This window comes from Aquimarina mycalae (genome assembly GCF_029906345.1).
GTDB lineage: Bacteria > Bacteroidota > Bacteroidia > Flavobacteriales > Flavobacteriaceae > Aquimarina.
Genome location: NZ_JARYGY010000006.1, coordinates 414,751 through 435,560, shown reverse-complemented (window position 1 = coordinate 435,560; position 20,810 = coordinate 414,751). Strand labels below are relative to the sequence as shown.

General features: G+C 32.2%; 20 protein-coding genes. 11 read left to right on the top strand and 9 right to left on the bottom strand.

From position 1 onward, the window contains the following. Positions 1 to 400: 400 nt before the first annotated feature. Both carB and rpmH read right to left on the bottom strand, forming a co-directional pair. Complete coding sequence (carB, locus tag QBK95_RS16420; RefSeq protein ID WP_280935631.1) at positions 401 to 3,253, bottom strand: carbamoyl-phosphate synthase large subunit; 2,853 nt, start codon at positions 3,251 to 3,253, stop codon at positions 401 to 403. A 108-nt stretch (positions 3,254 to 3,361) separates the two neighbouring features. Then, a complete protein-coding gene (gene rpmH / locus QBK95_RS16415) occupies positions 3,362 to 3,520 on the bottom strand; it encodes a 50S ribosomal protein L34 (RefSeq protein ID WP_081414554.1) in 159 nt (52 codons plus the stop codon). Positions 3,521 to 3,692: 172 nt separating this feature from the next. Between rpmH and QBK95_RS16410 the strand changes: the two genes are divergently transcribed. Both QBK95_RS16410 and QBK95_RS16405 read left to right on the top strand, forming a co-directional pair. Continuing rightward, complete coding sequence (locus QBK95_RS16410; protein ID WP_280935630.1) at positions 3,693 to 4,208, top strand: tetratricopeptide repeat protein; 516 nt, start codon at positions 3,693 to 3,695, stop codon at positions 4,206 to 4,208. A 149-nt stretch (positions 4,209 to 4,357) separates the two neighbouring features. Continuing rightward, a complete protein-coding gene (locus QBK95_RS16405; protein ID WP_280935629.1) occupies positions 4,358 to 5,173 on the top strand; it encodes a TlpA family protein disulfide reductase in 816 nt (271 codons plus the stop codon). 22 nt (positions 5,174 to 5,195) lie between these two features. Here QBK95_RS16405 and QBK95_RS16400 read toward each other — a convergent pair whose 3' ends face one another. The 3 genes from QBK95_RS16400 to QBK95_RS16390 all read right to left on the bottom strand — a co-directional run bounded on the left by QBK95_RS16400 (position 5,196) and on the right by QBK95_RS16390 (position 7,305). Then, positions 5,196 to 5,564 carry a sulfite exporter TauE/SafE family protein gene (locus QBK95_RS16400; RefSeq protein WP_280935628.1) on the bottom strand — a complete coding sequence of 123 codons (369 nt, stop codon included), beginning with the start codon at positions 5,562 to 5,564 and terminating at the stop codon, positions 5,196 to 5,198. A 61-nt stretch (positions 5,565 to 5,625) separates the two neighbouring features. Continuing rightward, positions 5,626 to 6,573 (bottom strand): lytic transglycosylase domain-containing protein, encoded by a 948-nt coding sequence (locus QBK95_RS16395; protein WP_280935639.1) that lies wholly within the window; start codon positions 6,571 to 6,573, stop codon positions 5,626 to 5,628. Positions 6,574 to 6,645: 72 nt separating this feature from the next. After that, on the bottom strand, positions 6,646 to 7,305 hold the full coding sequence (locus QBK95_RS16390) for an alpha/beta fold hydrolase (RefSeq protein WP_280935627.1): 660 nt from the start codon (positions 7,303 to 7,305) through the stop codon (positions 6,646 to 6,648). Between the two features lie 297 nt (positions 7,306 to 7,602). On the opposite strand from QBK95_RS16390, the gene QBK95_RS16385 reads away from it, so the two are divergent. Further along, a complete protein-coding gene (locus QBK95_RS16385) occupies positions 7,603 to 7,905 on the top strand; it encodes an N-acetyltransferase (protein ID WP_280935638.1) in 303 nt (100 codons plus the stop codon). Between the two features lie 68 nt (positions 7,906 to 7,973). Here the strand turns inward: QBK95_RS16385 and mtaB are convergent, their stop codons facing one another. After that, positions 7,974 to 9,302, bottom strand: coding sequence for a tRNA (N(6)-L-threonylcarbamoyladenosine(37)-C(2))-methylthiotransferase MtaB (gene mtaB / locus QBK95_RS16380; protein WP_280935626.1), 1,329 nt, complete (start codon positions 9,300 to 9,302; stop codon positions 7,974 to 7,976). Between the two features lie 143 nt (positions 9,303 to 9,445). On the opposite strand from mtaB, the gene QBK95_RS16375 reads away from it, so the two are divergent. Beyond that, positions 9,446 to 11,068 carry an ABC transporter substrate-binding protein gene (locus tag QBK95_RS16375; protein ID WP_445012631.1) on the top strand — a complete coding sequence of 541 codons (1,623 nt, stop codon included), beginning with the start codon at positions 9,446 to 9,448 and terminating at the stop codon, positions 11,066 to 11,068. A 230-nt stretch (positions 11,069 to 11,298) separates the two neighbouring features. Next, on the top strand, positions 11,299 to 11,460 hold the full coding sequence (locus QBK95_RS16370) for a hypothetical protein (protein WP_280935624.1): 162 nt from the start codon (positions 11,299 to 11,301) through the stop codon (positions 11,458 to 11,460). Positions 11,461 to 11,499: 39 nt separating this feature from the next. Here the strand turns inward: QBK95_RS16370 and QBK95_RS16365 are convergent, their stop codons facing one another. The 3 genes from QBK95_RS16365 to QBK95_RS16355 form a co-directional block, all read right to left on the bottom strand. Then, positions 11,500 to 12,681, bottom strand: a complete 1,182-nt coding sequence (locus QBK95_RS16365) for a GlmU family protein (protein WP_280935623.1) — start codon at positions 12,679 to 12,681, stop codon at positions 11,500 to 11,502. A 259-nt stretch (positions 12,682 to 12,940) separates the two neighbouring features. Further along, positions 12,941 to 13,192 carry a type B 50S ribosomal protein L31 gene (locus QBK95_RS16360; RefSeq protein WP_025741669.1) on the bottom strand — a complete coding sequence of 84 codons (252 nt, stop codon included), beginning with the start codon at positions 13,190 to 13,192 and terminating at the stop codon, positions 12,941 to 12,943. Between the two features lie 187 nt (positions 13,193 to 13,379). Beyond that, positions 13,380 to 13,904 (bottom strand): hypothetical protein, encoded by a 525-nt coding sequence (locus tag QBK95_RS16355; RefSeq protein ID WP_280935622.1) that lies wholly within the window; start codon positions 13,902 to 13,904, stop codon positions 13,380 to 13,382. Between the two features lie 224 nt (positions 13,905 to 14,128). On the opposite strand from QBK95_RS16355, the gene QBK95_RS16350 reads away from it, so the two are divergent. The 6 genes from QBK95_RS16350 (at position 14,129) to QBK95_RS16325 (ending at position 20,644) form a co-directional block, all read left to right on the top strand. Continuing rightward, complete coding sequence (locus QBK95_RS16350) at positions 14,129 to 14,659, top strand: DUF4199 domain-containing protein (protein WP_280935621.1); 531 nt, start codon at positions 14,129 to 14,131, stop codon at positions 14,657 to 14,659. Positions 14,660 to 14,801: 142 nt separating this feature from the next. Continuing rightward, positions 14,802 to 15,329 (top strand): DUF4199 domain-containing protein, encoded by a 528-nt coding sequence (locus QBK95_RS16345; RefSeq protein ID WP_280935620.1) that lies wholly within the window; start codon positions 14,802 to 14,804, stop codon positions 15,327 to 15,329. A gap of 120 nt (positions 15,330 to 15,449) precedes the next feature. Beyond that, positions 15,450 to 15,953, top strand: a complete 504-nt coding sequence (locus QBK95_RS16340) for a DUF4199 domain-containing protein (RefSeq protein ID WP_280935619.1) — start codon at positions 15,450 to 15,452, stop codon at positions 15,951 to 15,953. A 6-nt stretch (positions 15,954 to 15,959) separates the two neighbouring features. Next, positions 15,960 to 16,907, top strand: a complete 948-nt coding sequence (locus QBK95_RS16335) for a glycosyltransferase family 2 protein (RefSeq protein WP_280935618.1) — start codon at positions 15,960 to 15,962, stop codon at positions 16,905 to 16,907. A gap of 149 nt (positions 16,908 to 17,056) precedes the next feature. Next, positions 17,057 to 18,787: a phospho-sugar mutase gene (locus tag QBK95_RS16330; protein WP_280935617.1), complete on the top strand. Its 1,731-nt coding sequence runs from the start codon at positions 17,057 to 17,059 to the stop codon at positions 18,785 to 18,787. Between the two features lie 30 nt (positions 18,788 to 18,817). Beyond that, positions 18,818 to 20,644 carry an ABC transporter ATP-binding protein gene (locus QBK95_RS16325; RefSeq protein WP_280935616.1) on the top strand — a complete coding sequence of 609 codons (1,827 nt, stop codon included), beginning with the start codon at positions 18,818 to 18,820 and terminating at the stop codon, positions 20,642 to 20,644. Positions 20,645 to 20,810 lie beyond the last annotated feature (166 nt).

Below are 20,810 nucleotides of genomic sequence, written 5' to 3'. Positions count from 1 at the left end.
GAAAAAGAAAAAAACAATAATATTTTTTATACTTTTATAATCACAAAACCGCTCTTTTTAGAACCTGTTTTACTATGCGCAATTTAAACAGGAATGGATGGGTCAAATTCATAGGAATCTCCATGCTTAACAACCATTTATGATCAAAATTTTGTTACCGATCTTATAAATAATTTTGCGTTTTTTATTCCTGATTGTATCCTTTGTTTACATTTTCTATAGGTAAGTGTATCGAGAAACCAGAATGTTACCCAAAAAAGTTAGTTTTTTTTGATATCGAAAAATATTATATAAATTCTAGGTAATAATTTAAGGCTTCTGTTTGCTTATTGAATTATTATTATAGAAATAAAAAAATCCCGCCATAAAGCGGGATTTATATCTATATATGTTATTGTAATTACTTACTCAAATACATCTTACGTCTAGAGTATAGATCATAAAACTGATCATCTTTAAGATCATCAATAAATAAAATACTCTCTCCAGTACTCTTCATTTCTGGTCCTAGTTTCTTATTTACATTCGGGAACTTGTTAAATGAAAATACTGGTTGTTTGATTGCATATCCGTCCAAATGTGGTTTGAAATCAAAATCTGTAACTTTCTTCTCTCCTAACATCACTTTGGTTGCATAATTTACATAAGGTTCTCCATATGCTTTAGCGATAAAAGGTACCGTTCTCGAAGCTCTTGGGTTTGCTTCAATAATATATACGATATCATCCTTGATTGCAAACTGTATATTTATTAATCCTACAGTATTTAATGCTAAGGCAATTTTATGCGTGTGATCTTTAATTTGTTGCATTACAAATTCTCCTAGATTAAAAGGAGGTAAAGTGGCATTAGAATCTCCAGAATGAATTCCACAAGGTTCTATATGCTCCATAATACCTATAATGTATACATTCTCTCCGTCGCAGATCGCATCTGCTTCAGCTTCAATAGCACCATCCAGATAGTGATCTAACAATAATTTATTGTTTGGTATTTTACGAAGTAAATCAACTACATGTTCTTCCAACTCCTGCTTATTGATTACAATTTTCATTCCCTGACCTCCTAGAACATATGATGGACGCACTAAAATCGGGAAATCCAATCGATCAGCTACCTCTAATGCTTCATCAGCAGTCTCTGCGATATCAAATTCTGGATAAGGAATATTATTTTCTTTTAATAATGTAGAAAAACTTCCTCTATCTTCAGCTAAATCTAAAGATTGATACGTTGTACCAATAATTTTAATTCCGTAACGATCTAATTTTTCAGCAAGTTTCAAGGCTGTTTGCCCTCCTAACTGAACAATCACACCTTCTGGTTTCTCATGCCTGATTATATCATAAATGTGCTCCCAGAAAACTGGTTCGAAATATAATTTATCCGCAGTATCAAAATCTGTAGACACCGTTTCTGGATTACAATTAATCATAATCGTCTCATATCCACATTCTGCAGAGGCTAATACTCCGTGAACACAACAGTAATCAAATTCGATTCCTTGCCCAATACGATTTGGACCAGAACCTAATACAACTATTTTCTTTTTATCTGTTACAACACTTTCGTTAGCTACTGTAACTGCGCCATCAGCAGTCTCGATTTCCGCTTCAAACGTAGAATAGAAATAAGGAGTTTGCGCTTTAAATTCTGCTGCACAGGTATCTACTAGTTTATACACTCTATTAATACCTAACTCATCTCTTCTATTATATACTTCACTTTCATAACAACCCAACATATGAGCAATTTGTCTATCCGCAAATCCTTTTTGTTTTGCTTCGAGAATCAAATCTTTAGTCAATGACTGAATCGTATAGGTAGAGATCTCTTTTTCTAATAAATGTAATTCTTCATATTGCTTTAAGAACCACATATCTATTTTAGTAATCTCATGAATCCTACTTAATGGAATTCCCATTTGAATCGCATCATAGATCACAAACACTCTATCCCAACTTGCATAAGTTAGTTTTTCTATAATTTGATCATAGTTCTTATATCCTTTTCCATCGGCACCAAGACCATTTCTCTTAATTTCTAAAGATTGAGTAGCTTTATGTAGCGCTTCTTGAAAAGAACGACCAATTCCCATCACCTCACCTACTGACTTCATTTGTAATCCTAGTCTACGATCAGATCCCTCGAATTTATCAAAGTTCCAACGAGGTATTTTTACGATTACATAATCCAAAGTAGGCTCAAATAAAGCGGATGTAGATTTAGTAATCTGATTATCCAATTCATCTAAGGTATACCCAATCGCCAACTTCGCTGCAATTTTTGCAATTGGATATCCAGTAGCTTTAGATGCCAAAGCTGAAGAACGAGAAACACGAGGATTAATCTCAATGGCAATAATTTCTTCATTTTCATCTGGACTTACTGCAAACTGCACGTTACAACCTCCTGCAAAATCACCAATACTTCGCATCATATGGATTGCCATATCACGCATACGTTGGTACGTTTTGTCACTAAGTGTCATTGCTGGAGCAACAGTAATAGAATCACCTGTATGAATCCCCATTGGGTCCATATTTTCGATGGCACAAATGATTACTACGTTGTCATTAGAATCTCTTAATAATTCTAACTCATACTCTTTCCATCCAATCAATGCCTTATCAATCATTACTTCGTGGATAGGAGAAACCTCTAATCCTCTAGTCAATAATTCGTCAAATTCTTCTTCTTTATATACAAAAGAAGCTCCAGCTCCACCTAAGGTATAGGATGCTCTAATCACTAAAGGAAAGCCAAATTCTTGAGCGATTTCTTTTCCTTTAAGATAAGATCCTGCTGTAGCTTGTGGTGCCATGCCTATACCAATTTTCAGCATTAACTCTCTAAACTGTTCACGATCTTCTGTAATATTAATCGCATCAATATCAACACCTATAATCTCTACATCAAAGTCTTTCCAGATACCTTTTTCATCTGCTTCGATACAAAGGTTTAATGCTGTTTGTCCTCCCATAGTAGGCAATACTGCATCAATCTGTGGATGTTCTTTAAGAATCTCGATAATAGATTTAGTATTCAACGGCTTTAGATATACATGATCCGCCATCGACGGATCTGTCATAATAGTTGCCGGATTAGAATTGATTAGTATCGTTTCTATTCCGTCTTCTCGTAAAGAACGTAAAGCTTGTGATCCTGAATAGTCAAACTCACAGGCCTGACCAATGATAATTGGTCCTGATCCGATGATCAATATACTTTTGAGTTTTTCGTTTTTTGGCATTTTGGTGTTGGTATTGAAATTTTAAAAATAACTTAGGAATCGACTAGATATAAAAAAAGGCGTTACTCCTAAAAGTAACACCTTAATATTTTCACTGCACTAAAATCATTAGTGCTTATGTCTTAGTTCTGAAGAAACAGATAGCTTTTTTCTACCCTTAGCTCTTCTACGAGCAAGGACCTTTCTACCATTAGCAGAAGCCATACGCTCTCTAAAACCGTGTTTGTTTTTTCTCTTTCTCTTCGATGGTTGAAACGTTCTTTTCATTGCTATCTATCTTTATATATCTTCTTGAAATATCTTTTTGTAAAACTTTTAGGCATCTCCTCCCAAAACTGCGGGCAAATATACGAAGAGTTTTTACTTTCACAAACCTAAATATCAAAATATTTTTAATTGTTTTTATTACCTTTGCCGCGACAAAAAAATAATACATTTCATGTACAATAAAAATATTAAACTAGTAATCGCAGCATTAATTGTTGGAACAGCCGTTTGGCAAATGATAGAAGGATATATCGGTAATGGAATTATGCTGATTTTATTAGCTTCAATTTTTGTCTTTTTATATTTTAAAAATGAATTAATTCTTCTTGCTTTCTTACGATTACGTAAACAAGATTTTCCTGGAGCGAAAAAATGGTTAGACAGAATCAAGAACCCAGAAAGCGCTCTTACCACTAAGCAACAAGGGTATTACAACTATCTTCTTGGTATTATGATGTCACAAACGAATATTACCCAAGCTGAAAAATATTTAAAGAAAGCCATAAAATTAGGGTTATCTATGAATCAGGATTTAGCCGTTGCTAAACTGAATCTGGCAGGTATTGCAATGACCAAGAGAAGAAAAAGAGAAGCACAAGGTTTACTTACTGAAGCTAAAAAATTAGATAAACACGGTATGCTGAAGGATCAGATTAGTATGATGAAACAGCAAATGAAAAAGATTTAGGCACACTAATTGTACCTATAATTGCGTTATCAAGTAGTTCTAAAGGCTATATAAGTTGGATCTAGAAAATAGAAAAGAATGGTTTTGGCAAGCTAAAACTGTTATTTCTAAAGACTTTATAGTACATTAGCTACCGTAATTAAGTTGTAATGAAGAAAATTTTAATTCTAGGAATACTCTTTTTTTATTTTGGAAATACTTTTGCTCAGTTAGAAAGGAAAATTCCTTTTTCTATAGCTGTTGCAGCTCATATTAAAAAATACAATCAAAAAAGTAACGAAGCTTTCAAGGACCAAGATCTTGAATATGCCAAATTTCTATTTGACTCATTAGTACAAAACCATTTAGTTGGTACGTATATGGATGATTTTAAGATGACCCCTTTAAAAGGAGAACCTATTTCTTTTGCAGATATCGAAAAACCTATCTTTCTAATAACCTACGCTACTTGGTGTGTTCCTGGTATTGGAGAAATACCTGCTTTAAATGACCTTTCTGACAAGTTCCACGATCAAATAGATTTTATTGTACTTTTTTGGGATACCAAAGAAAGACTTAAAGAAAAGGTAGGCGAATACAGTGAAAATATTCAATTACTTTATGTTAATGAGCTGACCAATCAAAACTCATATATCATTAACAACCTAAAACATTCACTAGGATTTCCTATGATGTATTTTATGGATAATGAAAAAAAGTTATTGGATATTCGTAAAATTGTTACCCATCATTCTAGTGAGACTCTTAGTAATTCTTATACTATTCACTATAATTCTTTATCCAAAGGTGTTTCGCTTTTAATTGCTGATCTTGATGCAAAAGGTGAGCTAGCTCCTAAGGTTGAAGAAGATAAAAAAGAGTCTAAAAAAAGAGATAAAAGAACTCAAGAAGAACGAGATATTGATGAAGAATACGAGCGTTATCGAAGAGAAAAAGATTCTATAGATAATCAAAACAAGAATTAAACAAACAAGTTCTTATAGGTTCTCATTTGCCAAAAATCATTTTTATCGCTACGATTAAAAGAACCCCTCCGAATATTTTTTTAAGAACAGTTTGATTTATAGAAATCGCTAGTTTACTTCCTAGATATCCTCCTAAAATAAATGTAACCGCTATAATAGCTGCGAATTTCCAATTTACATGACCTTCTTTATAGTAGTTAAATGCTGCTAATAATGTTACAGGAACTGATAAAACAGCAAGACTGGTGCCTTGCGCTTCGTGCTGAGTAAAACCAACCCATAAAATGAGCAAAGGTATCATAACTACGCTACCACCTATACCCATGGTACCGCTTAAAAAACCAGCCAATAAGCCTATTACTACTAACGAGAGTACTGTTAATGCATCCATACTACAATTTTACAATAATTGTAGATATCAGCCTCTAAAAAGGTAGAATTATTTTAAACCTCTATTGACCTACTGTGGTCTTATAGTATCCTTCTCTAGGAATTTTGATCAAGTATTCTTTACCTGTTCCATTGTTAAGATGTGCTTCTCTTAACCAAGGGTTATGAAGTTTTAAAATTTTGTAGTTGATATTGTACTTTGCAGCAAACTCATTAAAGTCAGCTACAGGCTTATCTACCAATACATTAAAAGTTGGGATATATTCGTATAAATCATCCTTAGTAAAGTTAAATCCATATTTCTTAGGATTACTTAGTATTTCTTTTACCGCAGTAATTCTAAACACATATCTTCCAGTTTCCTGTCCTAATAGCAAATCATAATATGATTTTGCATTCTGTTTTTTTAATTGCCTATTAATCCCTGCAGGACCTGCATTATAAGCCGCCGCAGCCAAAGTCCAACTTCCAAAACGTTCTTTTGCATTTTTTAAATACTTACACGCTACTCTGGTAGATTTTTCTATATGATATCTTTCATCTACATTATCATTGACCTCTAAACCATATTCTCTTCCTGTATTTTTTAATATTTGCCAAAAGCCAGTAGCTCTTGCAGGAGAAACTGCTTGTGTAAGACTACTCTCTATAACTGCTAAATATTTAAAATCATTAGGAACTCCTTCTTCCTTTAGAATAGGTTCTATAATCGGAAAGTATTTATTAGCTCTTTTAAAAAGTAATAACCCATTAGATTGCCAATACGTATTAACCAAAAGTTCTCGATCCATTCGCTCCCTGATATCAGGATTTTCTACAGGAACCAATTCACCTGCAAAATTCATATTGTCTGGCATAGGTACTGCATAGACATTATAGTCGTTGATCAGTTTTTCTTCTAAAAGTTCTTGGGCAATTGGTTTTTGAGGTTCTTGTTGGGTCGCATTTACTAATATCCCGAAGGTAAATAATGCGCCTAAAAAAACGAATACTTTTCTTATCATCTTCATCATTAAGTAGATTTTATTGGGGAATAATTTCTATAATTTCCAAAATAACGTAAAATATTGGATTATTGGCAATTAATTATCAATTATTTCTGGTAAATGCTGATTAAACCATCTTGCACGATTAATTATCATCACATGCGTCCCCTTTTCCACTCTTATACAGTTTTGTATATGAGATATCGGAAAAACAATATCTTTATCGCCATGAATATGAACAATTCCTTCAATTGGGGTTTCCTGATTCCAGCATACGATATTCTCAATTGCCCAATCTAAATATGTCTTATCATTTACGGATAAATACTTTTGGTACATTACTGCTCTCTTCTTAGCAAAATCACCAAATGCTAATTTTTCCCAATTATCTATTTTAGAAACTAATGAAGTAGGCATCAATTTATATGCCTTTGTTTTTCTTACCAACCTCATTCTTCTAGGTAATTCATACCTGCTTTTAACACTTGAAATTATAATCAATTTTCTAACTCTCAAATACTTACTCATCTCCTGAACCATAATACCTCCAAAAGAAACTCCAACAAGTACACAATCCTTATGCACTACTTCTGCACACATTCTTTTTGCATACGCTTCAATGGATTCAGTTTTCTCAGGAATCTTCCATGGTATCAAATGAATCTTATATTTTTCTTCAGGAAGATCTATGAATTCAAAAATGGAAACATCGGCCGCCATCCCTGGAACAAAGTAAATATGGGTAACTTCCTCCATACTAGGTATTTTAACAATGGTTTATACGTTTAAAACGCTAATTTTCTTATCTTTGCACCTCAAAACTATAGTAATACTTTATTAGAAAAAAGTAAACTGAGTATTAAATTATTGTAAAAGGGATTTTTTTAACTAACAAATCTTAGTTAGGTGCAAAAAAAGTATAAACAAAATACAATTTAAATTTGAGATTAATTTATGGTAAGCTTCCTTATTACTGAAAATTGAAAAACTATACGTTTTGACAAACCCCTTTTAATTTTTTATTAAATAGTAAATTAAAAAAATATGGAGAACATGAGCGATGTGGAATTAGAAATAGTGGACAACGAATTTTTAAGACAATTCGAAACCACTATTGAAGGTCAAAAATCTAAGATTGAATATGCTCAACAAGAAAGAAAAATATTCCTTACTAAACTCGTAATGAGCGAAGAGCAAATAGAAAAAGGATATTCTGAAGATTTTATAGTAGCTGTTTTTAATATTATTGAAGATCGTAATATTAGACTTGTTCCTACTAGCCCTATAATCGCTAAATTTATGCGAAAGAATAGAAGAAAATACAAAGACTTACTTCCTGTTGGTATCAACATATAGGAAGCAATGCTATCTAAAAAATTAAAACCTGCTATATGCAGGTTTTTTTTTATTTCAAATTTTAACTTTTAAGCATCTGCTTTTACATCCACAAACTGAAATCTCACCATTCCATCATCATCAATATCAGAAAGTATCACCTTATGTAAAGTGTTTGCATAAGTAGGATCCCAAGGCATTTTTACCTTCACATAATTCTCTGTAAACCCATGAATATACCCTTCTTTATTTTCTGATTCGAATAAAACAGTTCTTTCAGTTCCTAATTGGCTTTCATAAAAAGCCCTTCTTTTTTTAACAGATAACCCACGTAGCATTTTACTTCTTTTCTTACGTACATCCATCGGAACAACATTTTCTAAGGATGCTGCTACCGTATTTTCTCTTTCAGAATAGGTAAATACATGCAAATAAGAAATATCTAATTCTGATAAGAAATTATAGGTATCCAAAAAATGATCATCAGTTTCTCCAGGAAATCCTACAATCACATCTACTCCGATACATGCGTGCGGCATTACTTCTTTAATCTTAGCTACTCGATCCACATATAAACCACTAAGGTATCTGCGACGCATCAATTTTAAAATTTCATCATTCCCCGATTGTAACGGAATATGAAAATGAGGAACGAATGTTCTTGATTTAGAAACAAAATCTATAGTTTCATTTTTCAATAAATTAGGCTCTATTGATGAAATTCGCAATCTTTCTATTCCATCCACCTGATCCAATGCTTGTACTAATTCATAAAAAGTATGTTCATGTTTTTTATTACCAAACTCTCCTTTACCGTAATCACCAATATTAACTCCTGTTAATACAATTTCTTTAATACCTTGTGCAGAAATCTCTTTAGCGTTTTGTAATACATTTTCTAACGTATCACTACGAGAAATACCTCTTGCCAAAGGAATGGTACAGTATGTACATTTATAATCACATCCATCCTGAACTTTTAAAAAAGCTCTTGTTCTGTCTCCTATAGAATAACTACCTACATAAAAATCTGCTTCCTCTATTTCACAAGAATGTATTTCTCCAAATTCATTTTTAGAAAGGTCATTTATATAATCAGTAATCTTAAACTTTTCTGTAGCACCTAATACAAGATCTACGCCATCAACCGCAACCAGTTCTTCTGGTTTTAATTGCGCATAACACCCTACAGCAGCAACAAATGCATCTGGATTTCCTTTTTGTGCTTGCTTTACTATGGTTTTAAACCTTTTATCAGCGTTTTCTGTAACAGAGCAAGTATTGATCACATAGATATCCGCATTTTCAGAAAAATCTACTCGATCAAAGCCTTCATCTGTAAAATTTCTAGCTATAGTAGAAGTTTCTGAAAAATTCAGTTTACAACCTAAGGTATAAAAAGCTACTTTTTTTCTCATCAACAATATGATGTTATTTCTGCAAAAGGCAGAAATCTGTTTATATTTACACTTGTTTTTAATTAAAAGATTCCGACCTTAGTCAGGATCCTAATTAAAAGCCGTCAAAGATACCAACAATAATCCGTTTACTAAAATTGAAAATCAATCAATTAACTTCCATAATTCGCTATTTAATAATCGTTTACCTAGGTATCCTATGCTTTTCTTGTGGAAATTCTTCTTTGGAAAATAAAGAACATCAGGTATTTAGATATAATGAATATTCTAATATTAATTCTCTGGATCCTGCTTTTGCCAGAAACCCATCTATTATCTGGCCTACCAATCAATTATTTAATGGTTTAGTACAACTAGATGATTCTTTACATATACAACCTGATATTGCAAAAAAATGGACCTTATCTGAAGATATGTTAACCTATACCTTCTTTCTTAGAAATGATGTTAAGTTTCATAAACACCAACAATTTAAAACTAAGGACAGTACGCGAATTGTGATTGCAAAAGACTTTGAATATAGTTTTAATAGGCTTGTAGATCCAAAGGTTGCATCTCCAGGAAATTGGGTTTTAAAAAATGTTGAGAGCTACAAAGCTATCAATGATACTACTTTTCAAATGCAACTTAAAAAACCGTTTCCTGCTTTTTTAGGATTAATGAGTATGCGTTATTGCTCTGTAGTTCCTAAAGAAGTGGTAGCATTTTATGGAAGCGATTTTAGAGCAAATCCAGTAGGCACAGGGCCATTCAAGTTTAAACTTTGGGAAGAAAACGTAAAACTGGTACTTCGTCGTAACGAACTATATTTTGAAAAAGATCAAAACGGAAAGCAATTACCATATCTAGAGGCTGTTGCGATCACATTTTTACCTGATAAACAAACTGAATTTCTTCAATTTGCTAAAGGCAATATTGATTTTCTTAATAGTCTTGATGCTTCATATAAGGACGAATTACTTACTCCTAGTGGTAAGCTTCGTGAAAAATATAAAGATCGAGTACATCTTTCTAAGGGGTCTTACCTAAATTCTGAATACCTTGGTTTTTATTTGGATGGAGATAAAGATGAAATAAAATCGAGCCTACTTCGCAGAGCGATTAACTATGGTTTTGATCGAGAAAAAATGATTACCTATCTAAAGAATGGTGTTGGAACTCCTGCAACAAGTGGATTTATCCCAAAAGGTTTACCAGGGTTTAACAACCAAAAGGGATATGAATACAATCCAGAAAAATCACGCAAACTTATTAAAGAATACATACGACTTACTGGTAACACAAACCCAACAATCAGCATTGCCACTGATAGCAATTACCAAAGCATTTGTGAGTTTATCCAACGAGAATTAGAAAAGATAGGGTTAACTATTATAGTAGATGTAATGCCACCATCTACCATTCGCAAAAAGAAATGGAGTGGTGAATTAGATGTATTTAGAGCAAGTTGGATTGCAGATTATCCCGATGCAGAAAATTTTCTATCACCTTATTACAGTAAGAATTTCACGCCAAATGGCCCTAACTACACACATTTTAAAAACGAAGTTTTTGATCGTTTATATGAAGAAAGTTTTTCTATTACAGATGTAGCATTACGAGAACAATATTACGCAAAAATGGATTCTATCATTATTGCACATGCTCCGATCGTACCGTTATATTATGATCAGGTAGTTCGTTTTACGCAAAAAAATGTAAAAGGGTTAACAAACAATCCTCAAAACTTCTTAGTACTTAAAAGAGTTTGGAAAGAGAAGAAATAAATCTAATTATCTTGTAACTACAACAAAATCTCTTATCCTTTTATAACATAACTACCAGTTATTACACAAAAAACAACAGTTATTCATTAGTAATAGGATGCTCTCTTATAACAAGATATCTTAGAATAGATAATCATAGTTAAACCGAATGTTATGCTTACAATAGCTTTTATAATTTGGGTTACAAAGAGTTTATGCAAGAAGCAAATACATTCTAAAAACAAACAGGTATGAAGAATGATAATTTATTTCACAACAACCATGATTTTGATCCAGATAGATGTATAGATATTATTAGAAAAGAGTTTTTAGAAAATGATATACCGATGATCCATTCAGAAATTCAATTCGAAACAGACTATCAATATCCATATCAGGATGAAATCGAATAACAAAGAATATTAAAAAATCAAAATACGTAAGCTGTAGTATTAAGAATCATAACTCTTACGCCACGTTTTTGTTTCTTCGAAAACGTGGTTGAATATTTTTTGATCTTCTTCTGTAAACTCTACATTACGTCTTGCCATTACTACTTTTGCTACTTCAAAAGCTTTTTTAGTCAAATAGGTAGTAAAACCGCTACTTCCGCCCCAACTATAACTAGGTACAAAATTACGAGGAAAACCACTTCCAAAAATATTAGCGTTTACACCTACTACAGTTCCTGTATTAAACATCGTATTGATACCGCATTTAGAATGATCTCCCATCATTAATCCACAGAATTGCAATCCAGTTTTTGCAAAACCTTCTGTTTCATAACTCCATAAACGCACTGGTGCGTAATTATTCTTGAGGTTAGATGTATTGGTATCTGCGCCCAGATTACACCATTCTCCAACCACAGTATTACCGATAAATCCGTCGTGTCCTTTATTAGAATACCCAAAAATAACAGAATTATTTATCTCTCCTCCTACTTTAGAGTGCGGTCCAATAGTAGTAGCTCCATATATCTTAGCTCCCATTTTTACGGTAGCATGATCACAAAGCGCAAACGGTCCTCTAATAAGACTTCCTTCCATAACCTCAGCATCTTTACCTATATATATAGGACCAGCAGCAGCATTAAGGGTTGTAAATTCAAGCGTAGCACCTTCTTCTAGAAATATGTTCTCTGGAGCTATGATATTATTGCTTGCAGGAATCGGTTGGCTTTTTCTGTCTTTGGTGAGCAGCTCAAAATCTTCTTTGATTGCTCGATCATTCTTAGAAAAAATATCCCAGGTATATTTTACTGTAAATGTATCATAGTTATACTGAATCACTTCATAACTATCAAAATCAACTTCTTGATCTTCTTTTGCATAAAATGCAATGGGTTCATCTTCATAAAAAATCGCTTGATCAGGTTGCAAATTTTTAACCATAATCACTAGATTTTCTGTTGGCAGATACGAAGCATTAATCATTACATTCGCTTCTAATTCTACCATCGGGAATTTCTCACTAAGATATTCTTCTGTAATAGTAGAAGTAGTATATCCTAGATACTTCTCCCATTTCTCACGGATTGTTAAAATCCCAATTCTAATCTCTGCAACTGGTCTGGTATAGGTAAAGGGAAGTAGTGAATTTCTAGAAGCCCCATCAAAAAGAATATAATTCATAGATATAAAATGAAATGTTTGTATGTAGAATAAATATTATTAATTAAACGATTACAATGTCAGTCTGAGCTTGTCGAAGACCAATAAAGCAACCTATGCACACTTCGGCAAGCTCAGTGTGGCATTAGATATCGTTTTTAAAAGCTACAACATTACTCAGATTGTACAATAGAAAATCCAGATTCAAAAATACGGTAACCATTAAAAACAAAAAAGCCTTTCTATAAAGAAAGGCTTTAGATGCTTCTTAAGTACTAAATTACTTTTTGAATTTAGCATATTTATTTTTGAACTTATCAATACGTCCTGCGGTATCAATTAGTTTAGATTTACCTGTGTAAAAAGGGTGAGAAGTTCTTGAAATTTCTAATTTCACTAACGGATACTCAACACCATCAACCTCAAGTGTTTCTTTAGTATTCGCAGTAGATTTAGTTAAAAAAACCTCATCATTTGACATATCCTTAAAGGCAACTAGTCTATAATTTTCTGGGTGAATATCTTTTCTCATTGTATTATCTTATCATTTTTCGAGGTGCAAATTTAAACAATTTTTATAAAACACCAACTCCTAAATAAAAATATTTTTAATCAATTCTACCTAAAACTTAAAGTAATTTTGCAAACTCAATAACGTCTAATATTGTAGAAACCTTATTATTCCAGATATTTAAAGAATTTAACAACAAAACCTGTTATCAATTTTGATTTTGGTTGTCGTCTTCATTCTCATTGTTATCCTCGTCATTATCACTAGTACCAACCTTGCTTTCACAAAACAAAGCTGCAACCAAAGCAAAAAAATTAGATCCTTCCGAAGCAGCTACAATTTCTTTACAAGCATCATTCGTCTTATTTCCTTTACTTATATTGATAGTTATTTTATACAGTGAAATAATGCTAATTATTTCTTCATTAGATAAATTTAAGGCAACAACACTATTGTATAATTCAATAAACACAATACTTTGTTGGCTTAAAAAATCCTCCTCCATTTGTTGTATTTCTTCCGTTGTCCAAGTAGAAGATGATTTCGATCGAATCGTTTGCATCAACTTATTAAAACTAGGTGAATTTTCGGCACTCTTAGAAAAGGATACAAAAAGTTCCTGCACCATCAATTCTTTTTCTTCTTTTGATAGTTCATTTTCGGTTTCATCAACTGAACAAGAGGTAATAAAAAGCAGCAAGAAACCTGCCAAGTATAGTAATTTTGTTTTCATCTGTCATTATTTTGGGAGTTAGACAACTTATAAAAAATGAGTGTCGACTTACCAATTTACACTTGTATAAAGCAATAAATTCGACGGTAAAACCGTAACACTATAACGTAAATATAGTCATTTTTTTAATATTCTCTAGCTGAAAAAGAGGATTTTAGCAACTTACTTATAACATTTTACTATATTTGAGAATCTAGATTTTTAATAATTGGAAACAGGAATAGATGAAAAACAAAAGTATTTCAATCAAAAAATACATCCTAAAATATGGTATTCTTTATGGGATAATCGGCATCATCTTTAGCCTCTTGTTATACTTAACTGAAAACTATACAAAACAAAACTTACTTTTTCCTTCTATTTCTTTTTTTATAACAATAAGCACTATTATTTTAGGGTTAATGGTCTATAAAAAAAATAACAATGGTTATATCAGTTTAAAAGAAGCATTAAAAATTGGTATTGGAATATCACTATTAGGTGGATTGATGGTTATTCTTTGGAAAATTCTGCTAACACAAGTAATTGATCCCGAAATTATTACTCAAATTGAAGATATTCAGATTAAGCGGCTTGCAGAAAAGTTCCCAAATTTCACTCAAAAAAATATGGATCAGCATATTGCTATTACTAGAAAATACACTTCTCCTCTTGCTTTGCTTACCATTGCTTTAACAGAACACTTATTTCTTGGCTTTCTAATCTCACTAATTGGCGGTCTTATTATCAGAAAAAAGAGAAATCCGTTTCAATAAATCTGTTACTTACACTATATCTATCCATCTCTAGTCGCATACATCTTGTTTCTTTTAAAAAATCTTTTTCATAGCAAAATGTAACAATTTAGTACATTTGTGTACTTATGGGTTATATCTAAATAACCAAAACAATATAATTATGGAAAAATCTGTTAAATCAAGTGCAGTATCAAAAGGTGTTATTTTAGGAGTTGTACTCTCTATAATTACAATCATAGGATATGTTGCATATCAAGATCTATTTACAAAATGGTGGTTACTATTTGTATTATTGTTCGTTATCGTCGGACTAGGAATATCATCTTCTGTAAAAGGTAGAAAATTGCTTGGTGGATACATCTCATTTAAAGAAGCTTTTACTTGTTACCTAATTACTGTAGCTATAGGTACACTGATTAGTACCATTGTAGGTATTCTTATTTTTAATGTTGTAGATCCTGATGCAGCTATTTCTATAAAAGAAAAATCTATTGAAACGACTGTTGGTTTTATGGAAAACTTTAATGTTCCAGAAGAAGAAATCCAAAAAACAGTTACGCAAATGGAAGAACAGGATACTTTTGGTATCGGAACACAAGTTAAAAACTGGTTCTGGGGAATGCTTATTTATATCATTATCGGATTGTTAGCGTCTCTTGTTGTTAAAAAGAATGAACCTTTACATTAATATATAAACATATCAAGATATAAAATTGGATTGCTCTCTTAGCAATCCAATTTTTTTTATAATATTTTCTATCAATGGAATACCTATATTTGTCAACCAAATCATTTTATTACATAACTAATGGGTTTTTCTCCAAAAAAAATTCTTAATTACATAATAGGTATTGCAATCTTATCAGGTATTGCAAGAGTTGCTCTTGATTACATTTCTAGAATTCTAGATGTATCTCCCACAATTTATTATGCTACTTTCTTTATCGCTTTTATACTAGAAATAATGATCATCATATACGCGATTAAAAAGTATAAACAATCAAAAAATCACTTAACAATACTGGATGCACTAAAAACAGGCATCATTATTATGGGAATCATTGGAATATGTTATTGTACGATGGCATATGTATATGATGTATATATAGATCCCGCTTTTCAAACCGATATGACCATACGATTTACCGAGCAATTTTCGCCAGATCAATTAGATCAAGTTAAAGAGAATCTTAATAACCAAGATACCAGTAAGTCATATATTGGCGTTATTATGTATACCATTTGGTTTGTATTTTTAGGTTCGGTAATATCACTGATTGCTGGTGCTGTTTTAAAAACTAAAGAAGATTAACATAGTATGAATATTTCTGTGGTCATACCACTGCTTAATGAGCAGGAATCACTTACCGAATTATATAATTGGATTGCTAAGGTTATGCAATCTAACTCTTTTTCGTATGAAATCATTTTTATAGATGATGGTAGTACCGATGAATCCTGGAATACTATTGCTGATTTATCCAAAAAAGATCCTTGTGTAAAAGGGATTCGATTTCTAAGAAATTATGGTAAATCTCAGGCGCTACATGCTGGTTTTGCAGAAGCTCTAGGTGATGTTGTAATCACAATGGATGCAGATTTACAGGATAATCCAGAAGAAATCCCAGAATTATACAATCTAATTACCAAAGATGATTTTGATCTTATTTCTGGTTGGAAAAAGAAACGATATGATTCTGTAATTGCCAAAAATCTACCTTCCAAACTATTCAATGCTGCAGCAAGAAAAACTTCAGGTCTTAAGCTACACGATTTTAATTGTGGATTAAAAGCATATAAAAACCAAGTCATCAAGCACGTAGATGTACATGGCGAAATGCATCGTTATATTCCTGTGCTTGCTAAGAACGCTGGTTTTAATAAAATTGGTGAAAAAGTAGTATTACATCAGGCAAGAAAGTATGGTAAAACTAAATTTGGAATGAGTCGTTTTGTGAATGGTTTTTTAGACCTGATTACTATCTGGTTTATGTCTCGTTTTGGCAAAAGACCAATGCATTTCTTTGGGCTTATTGGTACCATTCTTTTTATTGTAGGGTTTTGTTTTTCAGTATATCTTGGAATCGACAAGTTATTTATAGAAACAAAAGGAAGACTTATTGCACAGCGACCAGAGTTTTATGTTGCGCTTACCGCTATGATATTAGGAACTCAATTTTTCTTAGCAGGATTTCTTGGTGAAATTATTCTAACAAGCAAACGCAATAAAGAACGCTATAATATTTCTGAAAAAATACATCTTTAACAGCTTACATAAACGCCTAAAGACAATCAAGAAGGATACACTTTTATTTCTACCTAAATAATATAACGTAAATTTAACGGTAAGCATCCTTTTTAAAGGAGCTTCCAAACCAAAATTAAATAGTATTTTTGCTATCAAAACCAAACAGAATGCAAGTTTCAGATTCCTTAATAACCACAAGAGTCGAGGAATGGTTATCACCAATTTTCGATGCGCAAACCCAAAAAGAAATTCTAGAATTACAACAGAATAATACCGAAAGTCTAAAAGAAAGTTTTTATAAAGATTTAGAATTTGGTACTGGCGGTATGAGAGGTATTATGGGAGTCGGAACAAATCGAATCAACAAATACACCTTAGGAAAAAGCACACAAGGATTAAGCAATTATATACTTCAGCAATTTCCTGGAGAACAGGCAAAAGCAGTAATTGCTTATGATTGCAGACATAATAGTGATACACTAGCACAAATTGTAGCCGATGTGTTTTCTGCTAACGGAATCAAAGTATATCTATTTTCTAGCCTACGACCTACTCCAGAACTATCGTTTGCGGTAAAAGAATTAGGTTGCCACTGTGGAATCGTATTGACCGCAAGTCATAATCCACCAGAATACAATGGATATAAAGTATATTGGCAAGATGGCGGACAATTAGTTCCTCCACAAGATGGCGAAATTATTGCCGAAATCAATGCACTGAATTATGCCGATATTAAGTTTGAGGCTAACACTGAATTGATTCAGAAAATAGATCAAGAGATTGATGTTCCATTTATAGAGAATAGTGTTAAAAAAGGAAGCTTTGCTGCTACACAAGAAGCCAAAGATAATACGACTATCGTTTTCACTTCTTTGCACGGTACATCTATCACAGCTGTTCCTGAAACCCTCGAAAAAGCTGGATACAAAAACGTACACATTGTACAAGAACAGAAAATCCCTGATGGTAATTTTCCAACAGTAAAATCACCTAATCCAGAAGAACCAGAAGCACTTGCTATGGCAATGCAACTCGCTGAAAATGTACATGCGGATATCGTTATCGGTACAGATCCTGACTGTGATCGATTAGGGATCGCTGTTAGAAATAATGACGGTGAATTACAATTATTAAATGGAAACCAAACCATGATTGTAATGACATGGTTTCTATTAAAACATTATAAAGAAGAAATTGGTGTTAAAGGTAATGAGTTTATAGCTTCGACTATCGTTTCTACACCAATGATGAAAAATCTTGCAGAAGCGTATCAGGTAGAATATAAAGAAGTACTTACAGGTTTTAAATGGATTGCAAAACTTATTAAAGATTTCCCTGAAAAACATTTTATCGGTGGTGGTGAAGAAAGTTTTGGGTTTATGGTAGGTGATTTTGTAAGAGATAAAGATGCTGTTACTTCTACCCTATTAGCTTGCGAAATTGTAGCATATACCAAAGCTCATGGCAGTTCATTTTACCAAGAGTTATTAGCATTATACAAAGATCATGGTTTCTATAAAGAAAACTTGGTTTCTTTAGTAAAAAAAGGAATAAAAGGAGCAGAAGAGATCAAACAAACCATGATAGATCTTAGAAGTAATCCTCCTACCCACATCAATGACGAAAAAATAGTATTGATTGAGGATTATCAAATCAGTGTTGCCAAAAATATGCTGGATCGTACAGAGCAGTCTATTGACATCCCTTCATCTAATGTACTGATTTTTTATACAGAAGCTGGAAGTAAAATTGCCGCAAGACCTAGCGGAACAGAACCCAAAATTAAATTTTATATTAGTGTTCAGGAAACACTAGACGATTTGTCAGGTTTTGAAATTATGGAACAAAAACTGGACAATAAAATTGAAGCTATTAAAAAAGACTTACAATTAACTTAAATAACGGTAATGACCGTTTATAAATAATTAATGAATTATTTCAAACAAATTCTTCGCTTTGCGAAACCTTATAGAGTCTATGCTATATTAAATATTATATCTAATATCTTTTATGCATTATTTGGCACATTAGCAATGGTATCTTTATTTCCAATGCTTAACGTGTTATTCGACAAAACCAAAAGAGTAAATCAAGCACCTGAGTGGGAAGGTATATTTAAAATCCGTGAATATGCTGAAAACTATCTTAATCATTTTGTCACTCAGAAAGCAGAACAAGGAAATGATGATGTGCTCATATTTATGGTAGCATTAGTTATCAGTATGTTTTTTCTAAAAAATATTTTTAGTTATCTCGCTATGTATTTCATTACGTTTTTAAGAAATGGAGTATTAAAAGATATACGAAACGAATTATATCAAAAAACTGTTGATCTTCCACTTTCATACTTTTCCGAAAAACGAAAAGGAGATACAATAGCAAGAATATCAACAGATGTATTAGAAATACAACATTCTTTTTTGTCGATTTTGGAATTGATCGTTAGAGAGCCACTAATGATATTATTCACAATTTTTGCAATGCTACTGATTAGTGTAAAGCTTACTATTTTTGTGTTTATTTTTATTCCTGTATCTGGTTTTTTAATTTCTTTGATTGGAAAAAAACTAAAAAAACACTCAGATAAAGTACAAAAAGAACAAGGGTATTTTCTATCCATTGTAGAAGAAACACTTGGTGGCCTTAAAGTTATTAAAGGATTTAATGCTGAAAATATCTTTGGGAAAAAGTTCCAAGCATCTACATTAAGATTTTATAATTTTTCAAACTCGCTTTTAAACAGACAAAACCTAGCCTCTCCTACAAGTGAGTTCTTAGGTATAACGGTAATTGCCATTTTATTATGGTATGGTGGACAAATGGTTTTAGTCGAAAAATCATTAGATCCAGGGCTGTTTATAGTATATATGGGATTGGCTTACAATATCCTTACTCCAGCCAAAGCAATTTCTAAAGCAAGTTACGGTGTAAAAAGAGGTAATGCAGCAGCAGAACGTGTATTAGAAATTCTAAATACCGAATCTCCTCTAAAAGATACACCACAAGCTGTTGACAAAGAAGGTTTTGATACCGACATCTATATAGACAATATTTCCTTTAAATACGAAGATGAATATGTTCTTAAAGATTTTACGCTAAAAGTTCCTAAAGGTAAATCTGTAGCGCTTGTAGGACAATCTGGTAGTGGTAAATCGACGATAGCCAATCTGGTTACAAGATTTTATGATGTTAATAAGGGTAGTATCCAAATAGATGGTATGGATATTAAGGATTTAGCCAAAGCGTCATTAAGAGGATTGATGGGATTAGTGACACAGGATTCTATTTTATTTAATGATACCATTAAAAACAATTTATTAATCGGTAACGAAAACGCATCAGACGAAGAAATATTAGAAGCCTTAAAAATTGCTAATGCGTGGGAATTTGTAAAAGACCTGCCTAAAGGAATCGACACAAATATAGGAGATAGTGGTAATAAATTAAGCGGTGGACAGAAACAACGTTTATCCATCGCCAGAGCTGTATTAAAAAACCCTCCTATTATGATTCTGGACGAAGCAACCTCTGCTTTAGATACAGAAAGTGAACGATTGGTGCAATCTGCATTAGAAAATATGATGAAGAATCGAACCAGTATTGTAATCGCGCATAGGCTATCTACGATACAAAATTCAGATTTAATCGTTGTAATGCAAAAAGGAAAGATTGTAGAAAAAGGTACTCACGAAGAACTTATTGCCAAAAATGGAGTCTATCAAAAATTAGTTACCATGCAATCTTTTGACAAATAAAACCTGCTATCAGTAGTATATAAAAACAAAAAAGAGTGTCTCCACACTCTTTTTCTTCACACAAATCATCTTAATTTAGGGGCTTATTCTAAAATTAAAACTCACTTTTATAAAAACTCTCATTTTGGGGGAAATGAAAGTACTAACTCATTTTCACTTTGTAAAG